Origin of the sequence: Burkholderia cepacia (genome assembly GCF_001039005.1) — a bacterium.
Classification (GTDB): domain Bacteria; phylum Pseudomonadota; class Gammaproteobacteria; order Burkholderiales; family Burkholderiaceae; genus Burkholderia; species Burkholderia theae.
Map to the genome: position 1 here is coordinate 401,288 of NZ_LDWR01000011.1, position 18,124 is coordinate 419,411.

At 68.5% G+C, this 18,124-nt stretch carries 18 protein-coding genes; 6 read left to right on the top strand and 12 right to left on the bottom strand.

Annotation, left to right across the window (positions count from 1 at the left end; all coding sequences use genetic code 11):
• The first annotated feature begins 28 nt into the window (after positions 1–28).
• Complete coding sequence (locus tag VL15_RS06830) at positions 29–958, top strand: phosphatidate cytidylyltransferase (protein WP_048244224.1); 930 nt, start codon at positions 29–31, stop codon at positions 956–958.
• Between the two features lie 42 nt (positions 959–1,000).
• Here VL15_RS06830 and VL15_RS06835 read toward each other — a convergent pair whose 3' ends face one another.
• The gene (locus VL15_RS06835) at positions 1,001–1,825 is read right to left on the bottom strand and encodes a hypothetical protein (RefSeq protein WP_048244225.1); all 825 of its coding nucleotides are present in this window, start codon (positions 1,823–1,825) and stop codon (positions 1,001–1,003) included.
• A gap of 61 nt (positions 1,826–1,886) precedes the next feature.
• Positions 1,887–2,651: a hypothetical protein gene (locus VL15_RS06840; RefSeq protein ID WP_196319548.1), complete on the bottom strand. Its 765-nt coding sequence runs from the start codon at positions 2,649–2,651 to the stop codon at positions 1,887–1,889.
• Positions 2,652–2,772: 121 nt separating this feature from the next.
• On the opposite strand from VL15_RS06840, the gene VL15_RS06845 reads away from it, so the two are divergent.
• Both VL15_RS06845 and VL15_RS06850 read left to right on the top strand, forming a co-directional pair.
• Positions 2,773–3,570: a response regulator transcription factor gene (locus VL15_RS06845; protein WP_048244226.1), complete on the top strand. Its 798-nt coding sequence runs from the start codon at positions 2,773–2,775 to the stop codon at positions 3,568–3,570.
• A gap of 191 nt (positions 3,571–3,761) precedes the next feature.
• A complete protein-coding gene (locus tag VL15_RS06850; protein WP_048244227.1) occupies positions 3,762–4,583 on the top strand; it encodes a carbon-nitrogen hydrolase family protein in 822 nt (273 codons plus the stop codon).
• Positions 4,584–4,617: 34 nt separating this feature from the next.
• Here VL15_RS06850 and VL15_RS06855 read toward each other — a convergent pair whose 3' ends face one another.
• The 3 genes from VL15_RS06855 to VL15_RS06865 are packed head-to-tail and all read right to left on the bottom strand — an operon-like array spanning position 4,618 to position 7,625.
• Entirely contained in the window at positions 4,618–4,929 is a 312-nt protein-coding gene (locus VL15_RS06855) for a hypothetical protein (RefSeq protein ID WP_048244228.1), read from the bottom strand.
• Positions 4,929–6,287, bottom strand: a complete 1,359-nt coding sequence (locus VL15_RS06860; RefSeq protein ID WP_048244385.1) for an acyclic terpene utilization AtuA family protein — start codon at positions 6,285–6,287, stop codon at positions 4,929–4,931. Before VL15_RS06860 ends, VL15_RS06855 begins: the two co-directional genes overlap by 1 nt.
• Positions 6,288–6,326: 39 nt before the next feature.
• Positions 6,327–7,625 carry a CitMHS family transporter gene (locus VL15_RS06865; protein WP_048244229.1) on the bottom strand — a complete coding sequence of 433 codons (1,299 nt, stop codon included), beginning with the start codon at positions 7,623–7,625 and terminating at the stop codon, positions 6,327–6,329.
• Positions 7,626–7,722: 97 nt separating this feature from the next.
• On the opposite strand from VL15_RS06865, the gene VL15_RS06870 reads away from it, so the two are divergent.
• Positions 7,723–8,619, top strand: a complete 897-nt coding sequence (locus VL15_RS06870) for a LysR family transcriptional regulator (protein WP_048244231.1) — start codon at positions 7,723–7,725, stop codon at positions 8,617–8,619.
• Positions 8,620–8,658: 39 nt separating this feature from the next.
• Here VL15_RS06870 and VL15_RS06875 read toward each other — a convergent pair whose 3' ends face one another.
• Complete coding sequence (locus VL15_RS06875; RefSeq protein WP_048244233.1) at positions 8,659–9,243, bottom strand: flavin reductase family protein; 585 nt, start codon at positions 9,241–9,243, stop codon at positions 8,659–8,661.
• A 132-nt stretch (positions 9,244–9,375) separates the two neighbouring features.
• Complete coding sequence (locus tag VL15_RS06880; protein ID WP_048244235.1) at positions 9,376–9,801, bottom strand: VOC family protein; 426 nt, start codon at positions 9,799–9,801, stop codon at positions 9,376–9,378.
• A gap of 112 nt (positions 9,802–9,913) precedes the next feature.
• Between VL15_RS06880 and VL15_RS06885 the strand changes: the two genes are divergently transcribed.
• Positions 9,914–10,804, top strand: coding sequence for a LysR family transcriptional regulator (locus VL15_RS06885; protein ID WP_048244237.1), 891 nt, complete (start codon positions 9,914–9,916; stop codon positions 10,802–10,804).
• Between the two features lie 34 nt (positions 10,805–10,838).
• On the opposite strand, the gene VL15_RS06890 is transcribed toward VL15_RS06885, so the two are convergent.
• Genes VL15_RS06890 through VL15_RS06905 form a run of 4 tightly spaced genes read right to left on the bottom strand, consistent with a single transcriptional unit; the run spans position 10,839 to position 15,800 of the window.
• Positions 10,839–11,612 carry a hypothetical protein gene (locus tag VL15_RS06890; protein ID WP_048244239.1) on the bottom strand — a complete coding sequence of 258 codons (774 nt, stop codon included), beginning with the start codon at positions 11,610–11,612 and terminating at the stop codon, positions 10,839–10,841.
• A gap of 55 nt (positions 11,613–11,667) precedes the next feature.
• Positions 11,668–14,247 carry a TonB-dependent siderophore receptor gene (locus VL15_RS06895; RefSeq protein ID WP_048244241.1) on the bottom strand — a complete coding sequence of 860 codons (2,580 nt, stop codon included), beginning with the start codon at positions 14,245–14,247 and terminating at the stop codon, positions 11,668–11,670.
• Positions 14,248–14,300: 53 nt separating this feature from the next.
• Positions 14,301–15,287: a FecR domain-containing protein gene (locus VL15_RS06900; protein ID WP_048244242.1), complete on the bottom strand. Its 987-nt coding sequence runs from the start codon at positions 15,285–15,287 to the stop codon at positions 14,301–14,303.
• A 3-nt stretch (positions 15,288–15,290) separates the two neighbouring features.
• A complete protein-coding gene (locus VL15_RS06905; RefSeq protein WP_048244243.1) occupies positions 15,291–15,800 on the bottom strand; it encodes a sigma-70 family RNA polymerase sigma factor in 510 nt (169 codons plus the stop codon).
• Between the two features lie 556 nt (positions 15,801–16,356).
• Here VL15_RS06905 and VL15_RS06910 point away from each other — a divergent pair.
• The gene (locus tag VL15_RS06910) at positions 16,357–17,580 is read left to right on the top strand and encodes a transglycosylase SLT domain-containing protein (RefSeq protein ID WP_048244244.1); all 1,224 of its coding nucleotides are present in this window, start codon (positions 16,357–16,359) and stop codon (positions 17,578–17,580) included.
• Between the two features lie 168 nt (positions 17,581–17,748).
• Here the strand turns inward: VL15_RS06910 and VL15_RS06915 are convergent, their stop codons facing one another.
• Positions 17,749–18,078, bottom strand: a complete 330-nt coding sequence (locus VL15_RS06915; RefSeq protein WP_048244387.1) for a hypothetical protein — start codon at positions 18,076–18,078, stop codon at positions 17,749–17,751.
• Between the last annotated feature and the right edge of the window lie 46 nt (positions 18,079–18,124).

Here is an 18,124-nt window from a genome sequence, read left to right on the forward strand (position 1 = left end):
GCCCTCCTTTCCTTTTCCGGATATCTCCATGCGAACTCTCTTCTGGGAACTGGTCGCGGGCGTCACGGGCGTGCTCGTCGTCGCCACCGTGATCGGTGCGATCCTCGGCGCGCGCAGCGGCGGCACGAGCTCGACCATCGTCAACCTGAACCAGCGCATCCGCGCGTGGTGGGCGATGATCGCGATCATGGCCATCGCGATCGGCCTCGGCAACAACGTCACGTATTTCGTGTTCGCGCTGCTGTCGTACCTGACGCTGCGCGAATTCATCACGCTCACGCCGACGACCGCAAGCGACCATACGACGCTCTTCATCGCATTCTTCGTCGCGATCCCCGTGCAGTACCTGCTGCTCGGGATCAACTGGTACGGGATGTATTCGATCTTCGTGCCCGTGCACCTGTTCTTCGCGATGTCGCTCGTGTCCGCGCTCACGCAGGACACGCGCGAATTCCTGAGCCGCAACGCGAAGATCAACTGGGCGCTGATGGTGTGCGTGTACGGGCTGAGCCACGCGCCGGCCGTGCTGATCCTCGACATTCCGCACTACACCGGGCAGAACGCGCTGCTGCTGTTCTTCTTCCTGGTCGTCGTGCAGATCAGCGACGTGCTGCAGTACGTCGTCGGCAAGCTGTTCGGACGCCGCAAGATCGCGCCGCAGCTATCGCCGTCGAAGACGATCGAAGGCTTCATCGGCGGCGGCCTGCTCGCGACGCTGTGCGGCGCGTCGCTGTATCGCGTGACGCCGTTCAGCTTCGGCGCGGCGTTCGGGATCTCGCTCGCGATCGTGATCGCGGGTTTCGTCGGCGGGCTCGTGCTGTCGGCCGTCAAGCGCTCGCTCGGCACGAAGGACTGGGGCTCGATGATCGCGGGCCACGGCGGCATGCTCGATCGCGTCGACTCGATCTGCTTCGCCGCGCCCGTGTTCTTCCACCTCGTGCGCTACCTGTACGTGTGATGCGCGGGCGGCGCAACGCCGCCCGTTCCCGCGCGCGAACGCTCAATACCCTTCGCGCAGCGCCTTCGGCACGATGTAGCGGCCGCGCGACGCATCGAACTTCACCGTGTAGCGCGCGTGGAGGTCCTTGTCGCCGCGCGTGCCCGTTTCCGTGACCGTCAGCGGATAAACGTCGCCGGTGCCTGTCGTGTCGGGCACGATCGTGAACGTGCGGCTCTCGCAATGCGACTTCGCGTTCCCGCAATCGAGCGATCCCGCATTGTCGAGCGTCTCGTTGATGCGCGGCGCCGCCTCGACGATCCCATTGCCGAGCGGCAACCAGATCGACCGGCTCGCCTGCGTGTAGCCCTGCAGCGTGATCCCGTCGCCGATGACGAACCCGAACAGATGCGGGCCGAGCCGCTCGATGCGCACCGTGCCCGGTTCGCCGCGCTTGCCCGATTCGATGCCGGTTTTCTTCACGACCGGCTCGAGCGTCTTGCCGTCCGCCGCCGGCTTCAGCACGTACAGGTCGATTGTGCCGGCCGTGCCGTCCGAATCCATCCCTGGCATCCCGTTCTGCACGGCTGCTTCGGTTTCACCGCACATCGCGAGCAGCGTGCGCGGGCCGTCCGCAGTCGCCACGCGCAGCGATCCGCACGGCGCATAGATGAAATCGTCGGCGTCCGCCTGCCAGCCCTTGCGATCCGCGCGCCACTTGCCGTAGCTGTCGTGAATGAACGTCTGCAGCTGACGGTCGGCAGGGATCGAATCGGCCGCGTAGACGGGCGACAACGCGGAAAGTGCCGTGAGCACCGCGAGCGCGCCAAGTACGGCGAGCGAAGCCGCAATCGGCTTGAGACGTTTGTTCCGGTGCGGGACAGTCATGACGTGGTTCGATTCGGTTGGATTGGCACGGCGTGCGGCGGGTGGTAACCGGTGCACGCGATCAGGGTTGCCGGGGCGCGATGCCGGTGCCGTCCGGCTTCAGGCGTGCGGTTTGCACCCACCCTTCGGCGCTGCCGCGCGTGCGCGAATTCAGATAGACGACCGACGTGAAACGGCCGTATTCGGCCCGCGCATCGACGCGGTCGTGCTCGACGATGAACAGCCCGTCGATCCGGCAGGCGTCGTCCGGCGCGGAAAAGAACGGCAGACGCCCCTTGCCGGTCACGACGCGCCCCGCGTCGCTGCCCATCACGACATCGCCCTGCGCTTGCGCGCGGCGGTTCAGCGCGTCGCAATCGACGGCGCTGTGCGCGGGCGCGGCCGGCGTGGCCGGCGCCGCACACGCCGACACGAAGCGCGACAGCGCGCGCCGGTCGATCGCCAGCACGTCCGGCCGGTCGGGATCGCGCGTGATGTCGAGCGCGCGCATCGCATGCGTATCGAGCGTCACCCAGCCGATCGTCGCCTCCTGGTTGGGCGTGCCCGGATGATCGGGCGTGACGAACAGGCGGACGCGGTAGACGTCGCCATCACGCTCGTCCACGTCGGCACGGATCGCACGCCGGTCCATCGCGGTCTGCCGCAGCGCCGGCACGATCAGCTGCGTCAATTGCTCGCTGCATGACGCCGGCGGCGCGGCGACGGCCGGCTGCGCAGCCACCGCGCCCAGACACGCCAGCGCGACGCGCGCGGCGACGGCCGCGAACCGGCGCCGCCGCACGGCCTCGCCATTCGCGCCGGCCGGCGTTACGATCTCGTTCTTCATTCCAGGATCCGGTGATGCGCGCGGCCCCTGCCGCGCGTGCGGAAACGTGCCCGCGAGCCCGTAGCGTACACGCACCGCGCGGCATCGCAAACGCATCGGCCGGCCCGACACGGACACACGCATGAACCTCACGTTGCAGGACGTCGCATGGCACCGGTCGGTCGGACGGCTCATCGAGTCGCTCGACCAGCCGGGCTTCTGGCTGTCGCTGATCCGGCTGATCGAGGAATACGTCGAGGTCGACAGCTGGGTCGCGCTGATGTTCGGCGACGACCGCCCGCAGGTGTTCGCCGAATGCCCGTACGAAGGCGGCGGCCCCGACCCGCTGTACCGCGACTACGTGCAGGGCCTGTACCTGCTGGACCCGTTCTACATCGCGAACCGCGACGCGCCGAAGAGCGGCCTGTTCCGGCTGTCCGACGTCGCGCCCGAGTGCTTTCGCGACACCGAGTACTACACGCTCTATTTCACGCACAACGTCGTCGAGGACGAGGTGCAGTTCAACGTCGTGCTCGACGACACGCGCACGCTGTGCCTGTCGCTCGGCAGCAAGCGGCGTTTCAGCCCGGAACAGGTCGCCTTGCTCGACCTGGTGCGCCCCTGGGTGGCCGGACTGATGCGCCAGCGTCTCGCGTACGAGCGCACGCCCGCCGAACCCGCACCGCCGCGCCGGGCCGGTGCCGGCGCGCAGGACGGCTTCGAGCACGCGATGGCGCGGCTCGGCACGCCGCTCACCGCGCGCGAGCTCGACGTGATCCGGCTGATCCTGAGCGGCCGCTCGAACAAGGAAGTCGCGAACAAGCTGGCGATTTCGGCGGAAACGGTCAAGGTGCACCGGCGCAACATCTACGCGAAGCTCGCGATCAATTCGCAGTCGGAGCTGTTTTCGCTGTTCCTGAAGGCGCAGACCGATGCGTGATGCGGGGCGCCGCCGCATCACGGCTTCGACGCGCGCATCGCGCGCCAGGACGTGCGACTGTCGCGAGTTCAATACCCCCGACGGGTTAACGCGTCAGCGGGATAGGAAACCGCAGTGATCGGCGCATACTAGGCCCTGTTTCCAACCGCTCCGCCGCGTGCCGCGACGGGCCACTGCCACCGAATTCGCCCATGAAACTGAAGCTCGACATCGTCCAGCTCGCCGGCCGCGACGGCGACACGCACTACAACCTGCAGCGCACGCTGGATGCGATCGCGACCTGCGCGCCCGGCACCGACATCGTGATGTTTCCGGAAGCGCAGCTCACCGGCTTCCTCGATCCGTCCAATCTCGCCGAAGTGGCCGAGCCGCTCGACGGCCCGAGCATCGCTGCGGTCATCGCGGCCGCGCGGGCGCGCGACGTCGCCGTCGTGGTCGGTCTGATCGAGAACGATGGCGGGCGCTTCTACAACACGACCGTGTTCGTCACGCCGGACGGCATCGCGCTGCGCTATCGCAAGACGCATCTGTGGGTGAGCGAGCACGGCGTCGTGCTGCCCGGCGATCGTTACGCGACCGTCGAATGGCGCGGCGTGCGGATCGGCCTGCTGATCTGCTACGACAGCGAATTCCCGGAAACCGGCCGCGCACTCGCCGCGCTCGGCGCGCAGCTGATCCTCGTGACCGACGGCAACATGGAGCCGTACCGCTATGTCCACCGCACGTCGGCATCGGCGCGCGCGATGGAGAACCAGGTGTTCGCGGTGGTCGCCAACCGCGTCGGCGACAGCGCGCACGACGTCGTGTTCGCGGGCGGCAGCCTCGCGGTCGATCCGTTCGGCAACGTGATCTTCGAAGCCGGCAACACCGAATCGCGTCACGCGGTCGAACTCGATCTCGACCAGATCGCCGCGTCGCGCGCGGTCTACGACTATCGAAAGGATCAGCGCCTGCACCTCGCCGGCGAACGCATCGAGCACGCGGACGGACGCCGCGAACTGCTGATTCCATAAGCGCCTGCCCGGCTCCTGGCGTCGACGCCGTTCGTCACGCCGGGTCGGGCACGTCGATCGCCAGCAGCGCCGAACTGACCGACTTGCCGTGCGCATCGAGCGCAAGCGAGCGCGTCACGCCGCCGCCGAGCGCGTCGCGCAGCACGAAATTGAACGCGGCGAGCGCCGGCAACTCGTAACGCACGACGTCGCCGTGCACGATGCCCGCGAGCCATGCCTTCACCGCATCCGCATCCAGATGCGCGCGCAGATGGTCGTAATGTCGCGGATCGCGGCAGATGACCGATACGTTCAGCGTATTGCCCTTGTCGCCGGTGCGCGCATGCGCGAGTTCACGCAGTTGCATCATGCCTCCACGAATGAAAACGACGGCGTCACGGCCGCGCGCGGCAGCAGCACCGACTGCACGGCGATCACCTCGCGCGTCGACTTGAACGCGCCGCCGCCGCCGGCCGGCCCGTTCGTATAAAGCGTCTCGACTTCATTGCCGATCCGCGCCGCTTCACCGGCGCTCGCCGCGCGGCCGGCCACCCGCACCCGCACCTCGGCCGGCTCGCCGCGCACGGCCGGCGTCGCGTCGCCATACAGCGAATCGACGCCGATCAGGTCGAAGCGCAATTCGGTCGCGGCGACGCCGGTCAGCGCCAGCCGCTCGCGGACGATGTCGAGCGCGAGACGCGCGCGCTCCAGTGCGCCCGGGCCGCCGTACGAGATCTGGCCTTCGCCGATATAGCCGTCGACATAAGCCACCGACACCTTCAGCGTATCGGGCCGCACGCTACCGCGCCCGCCCGTCACGCGCACACGATCCGTCGCCTCTTCGGCGACCGCGACCCGCGTGAAATCCGCGACGACGTCGGGCTGCAGGTAGCGCGCCGGATCGTGAATCTCGTAAAGCAATTGTTCCTTGCAGGTCGCCGCGCTCACGCGGCCGCCCGCGTGCGGCACCTTCGTGATCACGACGGCGCCGTCAGCCGCGACTTCGCCGATCGGGAACCCGAGCCGTGCGAGGTTCGGCACGTCCTTGTAGCCGGGATCGGCGAAATAACCGCCCGTCACCTGCCCCGCGCATTCGAGCAGATGGCCGACGACCGTCGCCTGCCCGAGCGTGTCCCAGTCGTCCATTCGCCAGCCGAACGCGTGAATCAGCGGCGCGGCGAACAGCGACGGATCGGCGACGCGCCCGGTCAGCACGACGTCCGCGCCGGCCGCGAGCGCGTCGACGATCGGCGCGGCGCCGAGGTACGCGTTCGCGGACACGATGTGGTCGCGATACGCGGCGACTTCGTCGCCCGATTCCTCGAAACGGAACGCGCCGCGCAGCACGACGTCGAGCACGTCGTCGCCTTCGACCGCCGCGACCTTCAGCCCCGCGATGCCGAGCGATTGCGCAATCTGCGCGGTACGTTGCGCGGCCGCACGCGGGTTCGCCGCGCCCATGTTCGACACGATGCGCACGCCCTTCGGCACGGCGACCGGCAGCACGGCGCGCATCCGCGCGTCGAGCAGTGGATCGTAGCCGAGCGCCGGGTCCTTGCGCCGCGCCTGCTGCGCGATCGCGATCGTGCGCTCGGCCAGGCATTCGAAGACGAGATAGTCGAGCTGGCCGTGTTCGGCGAGTTCGACCGCGGGCTCGATCCGGTCGCCCGAGTAGCCGGCGCCCGCGCCGATGCGCACGCGCCGTTCAGGTTGCTTTGCTGTCATGTCCATCCCGTCGTCCGGCGGTTACGCCGCCGGGAAAGATCAAAAAATGCCCAGCACGACGCACGCGATCGTCATCACGATCGAGGCGCCGAACAGCAGCGGGAACGTGAATTTCTGGTGCTCGGCCAGCTCGATGCCGCACAGGCCGACGACGAGGAACGTCGCGGGCGTCAGCGGGCTGACCGGAAAACCGGTCGTCATCTGCCCGAGCAGCGCGGCCTGCCCGACCTGCACGGCCGGCACGCCGAGCTGGCCGGCCACCTCCGCGATCACGGGCAGCACGCCGAAGTAGAACGAATCGGGATCGAACAGCATGCTGAGCGGCATCGACGCGAAACCGAGCACCACCGGGATGTGGCCGGCCATCGACGGCGGCACGAAGCCGACCGCCGCCTGCGCCATCGCCTTCAGCATCCCGCTGCCCTGCATGATCCCGGTGAACACGCCGGCCGCGAGCAGGATGCCGGCCATCATCAGCGCGGCGCGTGCATGCGCGTCGATCCGCTTCCTCTGCATGTCGACGTCCGGGTAATTCACCATCAGCGCGATGCACAGCCCGACCATGAACATGATCGCGGGCGGGATCTTCTCGCCCATCACGACCATCGTGCCGAGCACGACGAGCGTCAGCACGAGGTTGAACCAGAACAGGTGCGGCCGGCGCAGCGCCTGCTCGTCGGGCGTCAGCTCGCGCTTCGGCAGCGGAATGGACGCAGCGTCGCGCGACAGGCCGAGCCGCTTCTCCTCGCGCCGCCCGAGCCAGTACGCGACGCCGAACACGAACACGAGCCCGATCGCCTGGATCGGAATCAGCGGGTTGAACAGCGCCGACACCGGCAGGTGCAGCGACGCCGACGCGCGGATCATCGGCCCCGTCCACGGCAGGAAGTTGATGCCCGCGGCCATCGACACCGCGGCGGCCAGCACGCGCCGGTCCATCTTCAGCCGGTCGTACAGCGGCAGCACGGCCGGAATCGTCACGAGAAAACAGACGGCGCCCGAGCCGTCGAGATGGATCAGCAGCGCGAGCAGCGTCGTGCCCATCACGATGCGCGTCGGCCGCGTGCCGACCGCGCGCAGGATGCGGTCGATGATCGGGTCGAGCGTGCCGGCATCGGTGATCGTGCCGAAATACAGGATCGCGAATACGAACATCCCGACGACGGGCGCGAGGCCCTTCAGCCCGTCGATGACGAACTTGCTGGTGTGCAGCCCGAAGCCGCCGATCAGCGACGCGGCGATCGGCACGATGATCAGCGCGACGAGCGGCGACATCCGCTTCGACAGAATCGCGGCCAGCAGCACGACGATCGTGCCAAGCCCGAGTAACGGCAGCATCCGTGTCTCCTACCTTGTCTTTTGTTGGAGACGAGCGTAAGGTCGGCGCAGCGATAGCACAATTGAAATGATTTGATCGAAGCAATCATGAATCGTTATGGATCTGAATCTCCGCGACATCCGCGCGTTCGTCACCGTCGCGCACGCCGGCAACTTCACGCGTGCGGCCGCGCGCCTGCACCTGTCGCAGCCGGCGCTGACCGTACAGATCCGCCGGCTCGAGGAAATCGTCGGTGCGCGCCTGTTCGACCGCAACAGCCGCAGCGTCGCGCTCACGCAGACCGGGCGCGAGCTGCTGCCGCTGCTGCAGCGCTCGCTCGACGACATGGAACGCGTACTGCGCGATGCGCGCGCGCTCGGCGAAGGCACGAGCGGCACGGTGCGGCTCGCGTGCTTGCCGACCTTCGCGTCCAGCGTGCTGCCGGAGCTGATCCAGTCGTTCCGGCGCGACGTGCCGCGTGCGGGCTTCGAGATCCGCGACGGCGTCGCGAGCCTCGTCACCGCGCTCGTGCGCAACGAGGAAGCCGATCTCGGGCTGACGGGCGGCGACGCGTTCGATGCATCGCTGGAGGTGCTGTATGCGGGCGCCGACCGGCTCGTCGCCGTGTGCCCGAAAGACCATCCGCTCGCGCGCAAGCGCCGCGTGACCACCGCCGATGTCGCCAGCGTGCCGCTGGTGCTCACCGCGCAGGGCACGAGCGTGCGCAGTGTCGTCGACGCCGCGCTGAAAGCGGCCGGCTGCACGCCCGACATCGCGTGCGAGCCGACCTACATGATGACGGCCGTCGCGATGGTACGCGGCGGCCTCGGCGTGACGATCCTGCCCGCGACCGCGCGCGAGGTGCGCGCCGAGCCCGAGCTGGTCGCGAAGCCGATCGACGATCCCGCGTTCGTGCGGCCGATCGCGCTCGTCACGAAGCGCGGACGCACGCTGCCGCGCGTCGCGCAGGCATTCGCCGAAGCGATGCTGGCGGAATTGAAAAAGCGCGCGTGAGCCGCGCGCCCTGAGCGGAACCGGAAGATCGCGTGACGCTTACGGCGCGTCCGGATCGACGTGCAGCGATTCGCCGATCGCATAGAAATTGCCGCCCGCGATGTAGTGCAGGCTGCGCAGCGCGGGATCGGCCGATTCGAAATACCAGTGGCCGTCGCGGAACACGCGCGTGTCGGACCACGCACCGACCACTTCGCCGATGAACAAATCGTAGGTCTGCTGGTTGTGCGGCTCGGGAATCAGCTTGCACGCGAGCCAGCCCGAGCATCCTGCGACGAACGGCAGGTCGTGGCCGTCGACGTCGAACAGCGTGACGCCCGCTTCGCGCAGCTTGTCGGGCCGCTCCGCGAGACTGTGGCTGCCGACCGCGTGCGTGAGCTGCAGCTGCGCGGCCGTCGGCACCTGGATCACGAACCTGCCGCTGCGCTCGACGAGCTCGCGCGTCTTCGCGGACTTGTCGAGCACGACCGTCAGCTTCGGCGGCAGGAAGTCCAGCGCGCACGCCCAGGCGGCGGCCATCACGTTGTCGACGCCGTCGTGGCGGGCCGACACGAGCACGGTCGGCCCGTGGTTGAGGAGACGGTAGGCTTTCTTCAGCTCCACCGGAGCGATATGACTGTCCATACGGGTTCCTTGGAGAACGGCGCGCACGGACGGAAGCCGTGCGGCGCGGCACCGGCCGGCGCGCGTGCGCGCGGCCCGGCCGAAGGCCGCATTCTCGCACCCAATTTCAATCGGCGCTGACGGCCCCGCGTGTCACTTCGCGAACAGCTGGCCGATGTCGCGGAACGCCTTGAACTCGAGCGCATTGCCGCACGGATCGAACAGGAACATCGTCGCCTGTTCGCCGACCTGCCCCTGGAACCGCACGTACGGCTCGATCACGAACGTCACGCCGAACGACCGCAGCCGCTCGGCCAGCGCTTCCCAGCTCGCCCAGTCGAGCACGATCCCGAAGTGCGGCACCGGCACGTCGTGACCGTCGACCGCATTCGTATGCGCGCCTTCCTGCGACGCGGTCTTCGGATGCTCATGGATCACGAGCTGGTGCCCGTAGAAGTCGAAGTCGACCCATTGCGCGCTCGAACGCCCCTCTTCCCGCCCGAACACACGGCCGTAGAAATCGCGCGCGGCCGCCAGATCGTAGACCGGAATCGCCAGGTGAAACGGGGAAAGACTCATGGTTGCCTCGTGAAGAAACACGCGCATGGCGCGCGGATCGCACCATGGTAGACAACGCCACGCAAAAATTAAATCAATATATAGTTTTGCAATTCACAAACGGAATTGATGAATGATCCGCGAGCTGAAAACCCTCGTCGCCGTCGCCCGGGAAGGTACGTTCGCCGCGGCCGGCAACCGTATCGGGCTGACGCAGGCGGCCGTAAGCGCGCAGATGCAGCGTCTCGAAGCCGAACTCGGCTTCGCGCTGTTCGACCGGCAAGGCCGGTCGGCCCGTCTCAACGAGATGGGCCATCACGTGCTCGACCAGGCGCAGGCGCTGATCGGCCTGTACGAGAACCTGAGCTCGACCGCGCCCGGCTCGCCGGCCGCCGTGCGCGTGACGATCGGCGCGATCGCGTCGGTGCAGAGCGCGCTGCTGCCGGCCGCGCTGGCCGATTTCCATCGCCGCCATCCCGGCTGCCGGACGCGCGTGATACCGGGGCTGTCGATCGAGCTGGTCAACCGGGTCGACGCGGGCGAAATCGACATGGCCGCGATCATCCGGCCGCCGTTTTCGCTGCAGAGCGACCTGCACTGGACGACGCTCGCGCAGGAACCGTTCCGGCTGATCGTGCCGCGCGGCGTGAAGGGCAAGGACTGGGCCGAACTGCTCGCGAGCGAGCCGTTCGTCCGCTACGACCGCGCATCGTTCGGCGGCCGTCAGGTCGATCGTTTCCTGCGAAAGATGCACATTGCGGTGCGCGACACCTGCGAACTCGACGAACTCGACGCGATCGTCAAGCTGGTCGAGAACGGCGTCGGCATCGCGATCGTGCCGCAGACCGCCGTGTATCGCCGCTGGCCGGCCGGCGTGCGCGCGCTCGACCTCGGGCACCACACGTTTCACCGCGACGTCGGGCTCGTGCATCGCGCGCGGCGCACGATGTCGGAACCCGCGCAGATGCTGGCCCGGTTGATCGAGGCCGCATCGCAGCGGCGCGCGCCACCGCAGGCGGCCTGACGCGCGCGCCCGGCGACGCGCTTGCCGTGGCGGATCAGCGCCGCCCGGCCGCCCAGTCGACGGCCGCGTCGAACAGCGCGACGCCGGCCGGCGACAGGTTCACGAACGTGTCGTTGTCGAGGAAGAACATCACGCGGCGCGCCGGCGCGAGCGCTTCGTAGTCCATCGTCGCGCCCTTCTCGTACGCGAAGATCGCGGCCTTGTCGGGTTGGCCGTACACGGTCGCGATCGTGATCGCGCCGAGCCCCGGCTTGCCCCAGCTCATCGGCGCCTGCTTGCCGTACACGTTGGTCGCGCCGGCCGGCAGCCCGGCCGAGATCGGATGCGGCGCGTTGACGAGCCACAGGTAGCGCTCCTTGCCCGTTTCGCCGAAGTCGACGTCGTGACGCTTGCCCGTCATCGCGAGATCGTCGAGCAGATCGTTTTCCCACGTCACGAGCGGCTTGTCGAGCGTGCGCCAGCCGGGCCGCACGTTCTTCGACGACACCGTCGACGAAATCACGACCAGGTCGGCATCGCGCGCCGCCTCGGGAGTGGCCGACTCGTCGATCAGGCGCACCGCGTAACCGCGCTCGCCGAGATGCTGGACGATGCGTTCGTCGACCTTCAGGTTCGGGCCGCGCAGTTGCACGAGCATCGCGACGCGCGTGACGGCCTGCGGCGCATCGGCTGCAAGCGCGGTGGCGGGAACCCCCGCGCCCAGGCCCAAGCCCAGCGCGAGCACCGAGCCCGCGATCGCGCGCAACACGCGGCGCCGCGCGCCGGCGGCCATGGCGCGCACGGCGCCGGTCTTCATCTTCCGGTTCATCTTGAGCTTCTCCGAAGCCGCGCGCCGTCGGATCGGCCGCGCGGCGATTGCGTGGTCAGAACTGCAGCGTGGTCAGCAGCGACACCTGTCGCGCATCGCCGATCGCGACGAAGTAGCGGTTCGCGCTCGACGGGTAATACGTGCGGTTGAACAGGTTCTTCACGTTGAGCTGGAACGACAGCTTCTGCTTGCCGATCCGCGTGTCGTAGGTGGCGAACGCATCGGCGAGCACGTACGACGGCAGCGTGAAGCTGTTCGCCGAATCGCCGGGCCGCGCGCCGACGTAGCGCGCCGCCGCGCCGATGCGCAGGTCGTCGCCGCCGACCAGCGTGCCGACGTCGTAGACGGCCGCGAGCGACGCCGTGTGCCGCGCGACGTTCCACAGCCGGTTGCCCGCGTACAGCGGATCCTCGGTCGTCTTCGCATCGATGTACGCATAACTCGCGATCACGTTCACGCGTTCGCCGATCTTGCCCGACAGGTCGAGCTCGACGCCGCGCGAGCGCGCCTTGCCCGACGTGCGCCAGTCGGTCAGCTTCGTCGTGTCGTTGAACTGCGACACGAGCACGTTCTTCTTGTCGATGTTGAACAGCGCGAGCGTGCCCGTCATCCCGCCCGGCAGGTCGAGCTTGCCGCCCACCTCCCACGCGGTCGCCTCCTCGGGCGGCGTCGCACCGTCGATCACGTAGCCCGATGCCATCGGCGCGATCGACGACGACGGTTTCAGCGATTGCGAATAGCTGCCGTACAGCGAGAACGACTCGGTCCACTTGTAGACGATGCCCGCGCGCGGCAGCCACTTCGAGCCGCTGAGGTCGGTGTTCGCCTTGAACGGCCGGCCGCGCCCCGCGACCTGGTTGTAGGTGATGTAGCGGATCCCGCCCGACACGATCCACTTGTCGGTCAGGTGGATGCTGTCCTGGAGAAACACCGACGTATCGTGCAGCGTATCGGTCTGATCGCTGTCGCTCGCGGACACGGTGCTCGACGGCGGCAGCAGCCCGTACACCGGGTCGATATAGCTGAACGGCGTCTTCACCGCCTGCCGCAGCAGGTCCTTGCGATAGATGCGGCGGTACTCGCTGTCGAGCCCGAACTGCACGTCGTGGCGCATGCCCGCGAGCGTCAGCTTGCCGTTCACGTAAGCGATGCCGTAGCTGTCGGTGCTGAGCGAGCCGTGCGTCGCATCGTTGCTGCGCGACAGCGTGCCCTTCACCGGATCGACGCCCGTCGTGCGCAACTGGTTCGCGTCGTAGGTTTCGCGGTTGTAGCTGTAGCCGAGATGCGCGCTCCAGTCCGCGTTGAACTGGTGATCGACGCTCAGCTGCGCGAGATGCGATTCGCCGTCCATGTTGTTGAACGGCTCGTCGATCCGCCGCCGCGCGGGAATGTCGAGCGGCGCGTTGGTGCGCGGGTCGAGCGCGGTGCCGCGATCGAACGGCGAATGGAACTTGCGATATTCGTAGGACACGACGACCTGCGTATCGCGGCCGTACCACGCGAGCGAAGGTGCGACGAAGGTCTGCCGGTATTCGCCGAAGTTGCGCCAGTACTGCTCGTTCGACTGGTCGACGATCAGCCGGTACGCGAGCCGCGAATCGCCGACCGGGCCTGTCGTGTCGAACGTCGCGCTGCCGCCGTTCTTGCCGTGGCCGAACGTCGACGCGCCGAGCGAGATCGCGTTGTAGCGCGTGAGCTGCGGCTGCTTGCTGACGACATTGACGACACCGCCCGGATCCATCAGCCCGTACAGCAGCGACGTCGGCCCCTTGAGCACCTCGACGCTGTCGACCGCCGCGTTGAACGAACGCCCCTGCACGATCGGCATGCCGTTGTGCATGACCGAGCCGTCGCGGTTGTCGCCGAAACCGCGCTTCATGATCGTGTCCTGCGTGCCTGCGAGCGTGTTGCCCTGCGTGATGCCGCTCACGTTGCCGAGCGCGTCGTCGAGATTGCGCGGACGCTGGTCGCGCAGCACCTGCGCGGGCACGATGTTGACGGCCTGCGCGGTGTCGAGCAGCGGGATGTCCGAGCGCAGCACGCCCGCTTCCTTCGGCGGCCGGTAGCTTTCGGCGCGCAGCGCGGTGCTGCGCACGTTGATCGCCGGCAACTCGGCGGCCGCTGCCGCGCCGGTCGCCGCAGGCTGCGCGGCCGAGCCGTTCGTGCGCATCAGCGTGTAGCCGCCGCCCGGCTGGCGCAGCGCGACGAGCCCGGTGCCCGCCAGCACGCGGTCGAGCGCGCCATCGACGTCGAACCGGCCGTGCACGCCGCCGCTCGTCAGGCCGGCCGTCAGCTCGGCCGGGAACGCGAGCAGGATGCCCGCGTCGCGCCCGAACCGGTTCAGCGTCGCTTCGAGCGAGCCGGCCGGAATGTCGAACGCGCGACGCGACGCGCGCTGCGCGGCGGGTGTCGCATCGGCGTCGGTGTCGGCCAGCGCGGGCAGCGGCAGCAGCGCCGACAGCAGGACGGCGCCGGCCAGCCGGCGCGCAAGGCGGCCCGGCGCGGCGGGCGCGGCCGGGCGCGATGCGCGCGGCAGATGACGGGCGGGCGCCGGACGGCGCCGATACGTGAGACGGATGGAAACCATGATCGGGGAGTCGGTGGACGATGGGCCAGTGCTGCTTTCACTACCCATGTCACGCGAACATCGAGAAACAGCTCAGGTCGGCGAGAAAAAATTCGACGCGCTCACGAACGGGCCGGCACGACCGTCGCCCAGTAGCGCGTCAGGTAGTCGACGTCGATCGGCAGCGTCGCCTTCAGCGTGTCGAGCACGCGCGCCGGATCGTCGAGCGGATAGGTGCCCGACACGCGCAGGTCGGCCACGGCCGCATCGCAGCGCAGGCTGCCGCGGCGATAACGATCGAGCTCGGCGACGAGGTCGGCCAGCCGCATGCGCGATGCGACGAGCATGCCGCCCGTCCACGCGGACGCATACGCATCGAGCGGCGCCGACGCGCCGATCGCGTCGCGCGTGAACGACGCGCCCTCGCCGGCCGCGATCACGCGCGTGCCGGCCGCCGCATCGGCCGGCTGCACGCGCACGGCGCCGGCGAACACCTCGACGCGCGTCGCGCCGTCGCGCTGACGCACCGCGAAACGCGTGCCGAGCGGCTGTAGCTCGCCTTGCGCGGTCGCGACGACGAGCGGCCGCGCGGGCACGCGATCGTCGTGGCCGCTCGTCACCATGATCGTGCCGCGCAGCAGGCGCAGGCGGCGCGCCGTGCCGTCAACGCGCACGTCGAGCGCCGTGTCGGTATCGAGCACGACGACCGTGCGATCCGCGAGCGTCACCGTGCGCCGCTCGCCGACCGCCGTGCGCAGGTCGGCCGGCCAGATCGCCGCGCGCCGCACCGGATCGGCCATCCACGCGGCGCCGCCCGCGAACAGCAGCACGCCCAGCGTCTTCACGGCCGCGCGGCGTCGGCTTGCACGCGGCGGCAGCAGCGCCGCGTGCGCGGCCTGCGTGTCGAGCCCGGCCGTCAGCCGGCCGAACCGGCCCTGCATCGCTTCGATATGACGCCAGGCCGCATCGTGCGCCGGATCCTCGGCGCGCCAGCGCGCGAGCGCGGCGGCGAACGCGTCGTCCGTGCGGCCGGCCTGCCGGTCGACCCACCATTCGACCGCGCGACGCGCGACCTGCGGCGGCACCGCCGGCGCTCCCGGGGCGGCCATCGGTCAGGCCGCCTTCGCGAAGAAGCACTGCGTGCCGGCCTTCACGAGATAGCGCTTCACCGTCGCCAGCGACACGCCGAGTTCGCGCGCGATCTCGGCCTGCGTGAGTCCGTCGAGCTGCGCGAGCAGGAACGCGCGCTTCGCCGCGAGCGGCAGCCCGTCGAGCAGCCGGTCGATTTCGAGCAGCGTCTCGAGCACGACGGCCCGCTCTTCCGGCGACGGCGCAACCGCTTCGGGCCGTTGCGCGAGCACGTCGAGATACGCGCGCTCGATCTGCTCGCGCCGCCAGTGGTTGCTCAGCACGCGCTGCGCGACCGTCGTCAGGAACGCGCGCGGCTCGTCGGCGCCGATCGGCTCGTCGCGCGCGAGCAGGCGCATGAACGTGTCGTGCGCCAGATCGGCCGCGCGGTGCGCGCAACCGAGCTTGCGGCTCAGCCAGCCGCGCAGCCACGCGTGGTGGCCGACATAGAGGGCGTCGATTTCTCGATGGAGAGACAGCTTATCAGCGGACATGGCCGGGTTCCGGGGTGCGCAGGCGTCGGCAATTTTGTAAATGAGAATGATTATTATATACAAAAGCGGATCGGCGGCCGGGGTTTCGGTGCGCGGCGGCCGCGGTCGGTCACGCAGACGGCGCACCGGAACCGGGATGCATGACGAAGCCGCAATGACTTCGCGGGACCCGGACGGCGTGCCGCGCGGCCGGTCAAAACCGCGCTTATCTACCCGGCGGTTTCGGCCGCTCTTTTTATCGCCTTTATCGGTCCGATCGCAAAATTACCGGGCGATTTCCGTCCTGTTCCATTTACCGCCGCTTTCCCGGTGCAACTGACGCGATGCGTCAGTTTTCCGAATACCTCACTGCATCGGCATACGCGCGGAATGCCGGCCATTTTTACCGATCAAGCGTCACCGCAACCGGTGATCCGACGCGATAAAAATGCGTGGCGAACTGATGGGCAAATGCAAAGGAAAGTTTGACGCGAGCCATTTGTCTGCTCGCTATGGCAAACTTCGCGTCTCGCGTAATTTCCTTGCACCGGGCGGCCGGATTCCGCCCCATCCTGCCATGCCGCGTCATACCACCCGTTCGATCAGCCGCGAAACGCTGAAAGTCGCCTCGACGATTGCCATGTCGTGCGCGCTGCACGGCGTCGCGCGGGCCGATTGCCTCGACGACGCGGCCGCGTTCCAGCACGTGAGCGTCGCCCTGATGCGCGGCATCGCGCAGGTCGAGTCGGGGATGAATCCGAATGCCGTCAACACCAATACAAACGGCACGGTCGACATCGGCCTGATGCAGATCAACAGCACGTGGCTGCCGACGCTCGCGCGCGAAGGCATCACGCAGCAGAGCCTGTTCGATCCGTGCACGAACGCGTATGTCGGCGCGTGGATCCTGTCGCAGAACATCCGCCAGCTCGGTCCCAACTGGAACGCGATCGGCGCGTACAACTCCGCGTCGCCCGACAAGCGCCTCGCGTATGCGCGCAAGGTCTATGATGCAATCCGGACCATGCCGGATTCGCCGGATACTCCCATGCCTATCCTTCCGCCCTCCTTTACGCCGCCGCAACAGCAACAGGCGTACAACCCGTTCGCGAGCCTGAGCGTGTCCGCGCCGCCGGTCACGCGCGCACGCACGGTGTCGCCGGCCCCGCCGCCGCAGGGCGGCCCCGCCGGCCCGGCCGGCACGTACAACTTCGGATGGACGGTCACGGGTGCGGACCAGGCAAAACCGACCCAGGTGTTCGACGACGGCGCGCGCATCTACGTGCAGTTCAGCGACATGAAGCACGTGCCGGCGATCTTCACCGAGACGTCGGCCGGGCGCGTGCTGATGTCGTGGGAGTTGCAGTTTCCGTATGCCGTTCTGACGCGTCCCGCGCAAACGTTAATCTTCCAGCTCGGGCCGTTCGAGGCGCGCGCGCAGCGTGGCGCGGCCGGTGCTGCAGGGATGACCGCGCAGGCCGGTACGGCGGCGCAGCGTCCGGCAACGGCAGGCTCGCCGACGGCTGCGGCCGCTGCTTCGAAGAAGTCCGCCGATGCGGGGACGAATGCCGCGGCCAATACGGCGGCAAAGCGCACGTCGTCGACCGATGCGCTCTGGTATTTGAACACGCCGTCGACGTCGGCATCGGGATCGAATGCGGCATCGCCGTCGACAGCGAATATTCCCGCCACGCTGCCGACCGCCGTCACGTCGAACACGCCGCCCGCCGCGCCGGTTCCGGCGCCCGCGGCTCAGCCTTCGCGCGTCAGCACGGATGCGCTGTGGTACATCTCGAAGTAACACGCACGCGATCGCACGCATTGCGCGGCGATCATTTCTCCACGGTCGGCGGCAATTTGGGCGCGTTCATGCCGCCCACTGCAGTTCGGCCGTGCCGTTCTTCCTGAAATACACACGCGGATAACGCGACGTCGACGACTCCGGCTGCGGAATCGTCGTGTCGCTCGATCACCCGCGCCGCACCCAGATCACCTTGCCGTCGCGAATGCCGAGATTGCGGCGTTCCTCACGGTAATCCATCGTGCCGGGTAGCGCCTTGCCGTCGCGCTCGAGCACGCGCCACAGGCAGCCGTCCAGTTGCGCCGCCGCATCGGCCTCGGTCTTGCCGACCAGCGCATCGTCCGGCCCCGCGTCCGCCTTGCATGCGTGCGACGCGCCCGCCTGCCCGCCATTCGCCGGCACGCTGCCCGCGTTCGTGTTGTTTCCGTTCATGTCCGCACATCCCGCAAACGTTGCGCTCGCAACCAGTGCCATCATCATCGCGATCGTCTTCTTCATCGGTTTCTCCCTTTCGCGCCCGGCGGAGCATGTGCGGCGTTCCTGG

Bases quoted from the DNA above. Each gene is read 5' to 3' on its own strand.
- VL15_RS06840 (WP_196319548.1), bottom strand. From the start codon at position 2,651: ATGAAGAACGAGATCGTAACGCCGGCCGGCGCGAATGGCGAGGCCGTG.
- VL15_RS06890 (WP_048244239.1), bottom strand. From the start codon at position 11,612: ATGAACCGGAAGATGAAGACCGGCGCCGTGCGCGCCATGGCCGCCGGC.
- VL15_RS06875 (WP_048244233.1), bottom strand. From the start codon at position 9,243: ATGGACAGTCATATCGCTCCGGTGGAGCTGAAGAAAGCCTACCGTCTC.
- VL15_RS06915 (WP_048244387.1), bottom strand. From the start codon at position 18,078: ATGAAGAAGACGATCGCGATGATGATGGCACTGGTTGCGAGCGCAACG.
- VL15_RS06865 (WP_048244229.1), bottom strand. From the start codon at position 7,625: ATGCTGCCGTTACTCGGGCTTGGCACGATCGTCGTGCTGCTGGCCGCG.
- VL15_RS06900 (WP_048244242.1), bottom strand. From the start codon at position 15,287: ATGGCCGCCCCGGGAGCGCCGGCGGTGCCGCCGCAGGTCGCGCGTCGC.
- VL15_RS06845 (WP_048244226.1), top strand. From the start codon at position 2,773: ATGAACCTCACGTTGCAGGACGTCGCATGGCACCGGTCGGTCGGACGG.
- VL15_RS06850 (WP_048244227.1), top strand. From the start codon at position 3,762: ATGAAACTGAAGCTCGACATCGTCCAGCTCGCCGGCCGCGACGGCGAC.
- VL15_RS06905 (WP_048244243.1), bottom strand. From the start codon at position 15,800: ATGTCCGCTGATAAGCTGTCTCTCCATCGAGAAATCGACGCCCTCTAT.
- VL15_RS06895 (WP_048244241.1), bottom strand. From the start codon at position 14,247: ATGGGTAGTGAAAGCAGCACTGGCCCATCGTCCACCGACTCCCCGATC.
- VL15_RS06910 (WP_048244244.1), top strand. From the start codon at position 16,357: ATGCCGCGTCATACCACCCGTTCGATCAGCCGCGAAACGCTGAAAGTC.
- VL15_RS06885 (WP_048244237.1), top strand. From the start codon at position 9,914: ATGATCCGCGAGCTGAAAACCCTCGTCGCCGTCGCCCGGGAAGGTACG.
- VL15_RS06870 (WP_048244231.1), top strand. From the start codon at position 7,723: ATGGATCTGAATCTCCGCGACATCCGCGCGTTCGTCACCGTCGCGCAC.
- VL15_RS06880 (WP_048244235.1), bottom strand. From the start codon at position 9,801: ATGAGTCTTTCCCCGTTTCACCTGGCGATTCCGGTCTACGATCTGGCG.
- VL15_RS06860 (WP_048244385.1), bottom strand. From the start codon at position 6,287: ATGACAGCAAAGCAACCTGAACGGCGCGTGCGCATCGGCGCGGGCGCC.
- VL15_RS06855 (WP_048244228.1), bottom strand. From the start codon at position 4,929: ATGCAACTGCGTGAACTCGCGCATGCGCGCACCGGCGACAAGGGCAAT.
- VL15_RS06830 (WP_048244224.1), top strand. From the start codon at position 29: ATGCGAACTCTCTTCTGGGAACTGGTCGCGGGCGTCACGGGCGTGCTC.
- VL15_RS06835 (WP_048244225.1), bottom strand. From the start codon at position 1,825: ATGACTGTCCCGCACCGGAACAAACGTCTCAAGCCGATTGCGGCTTCG.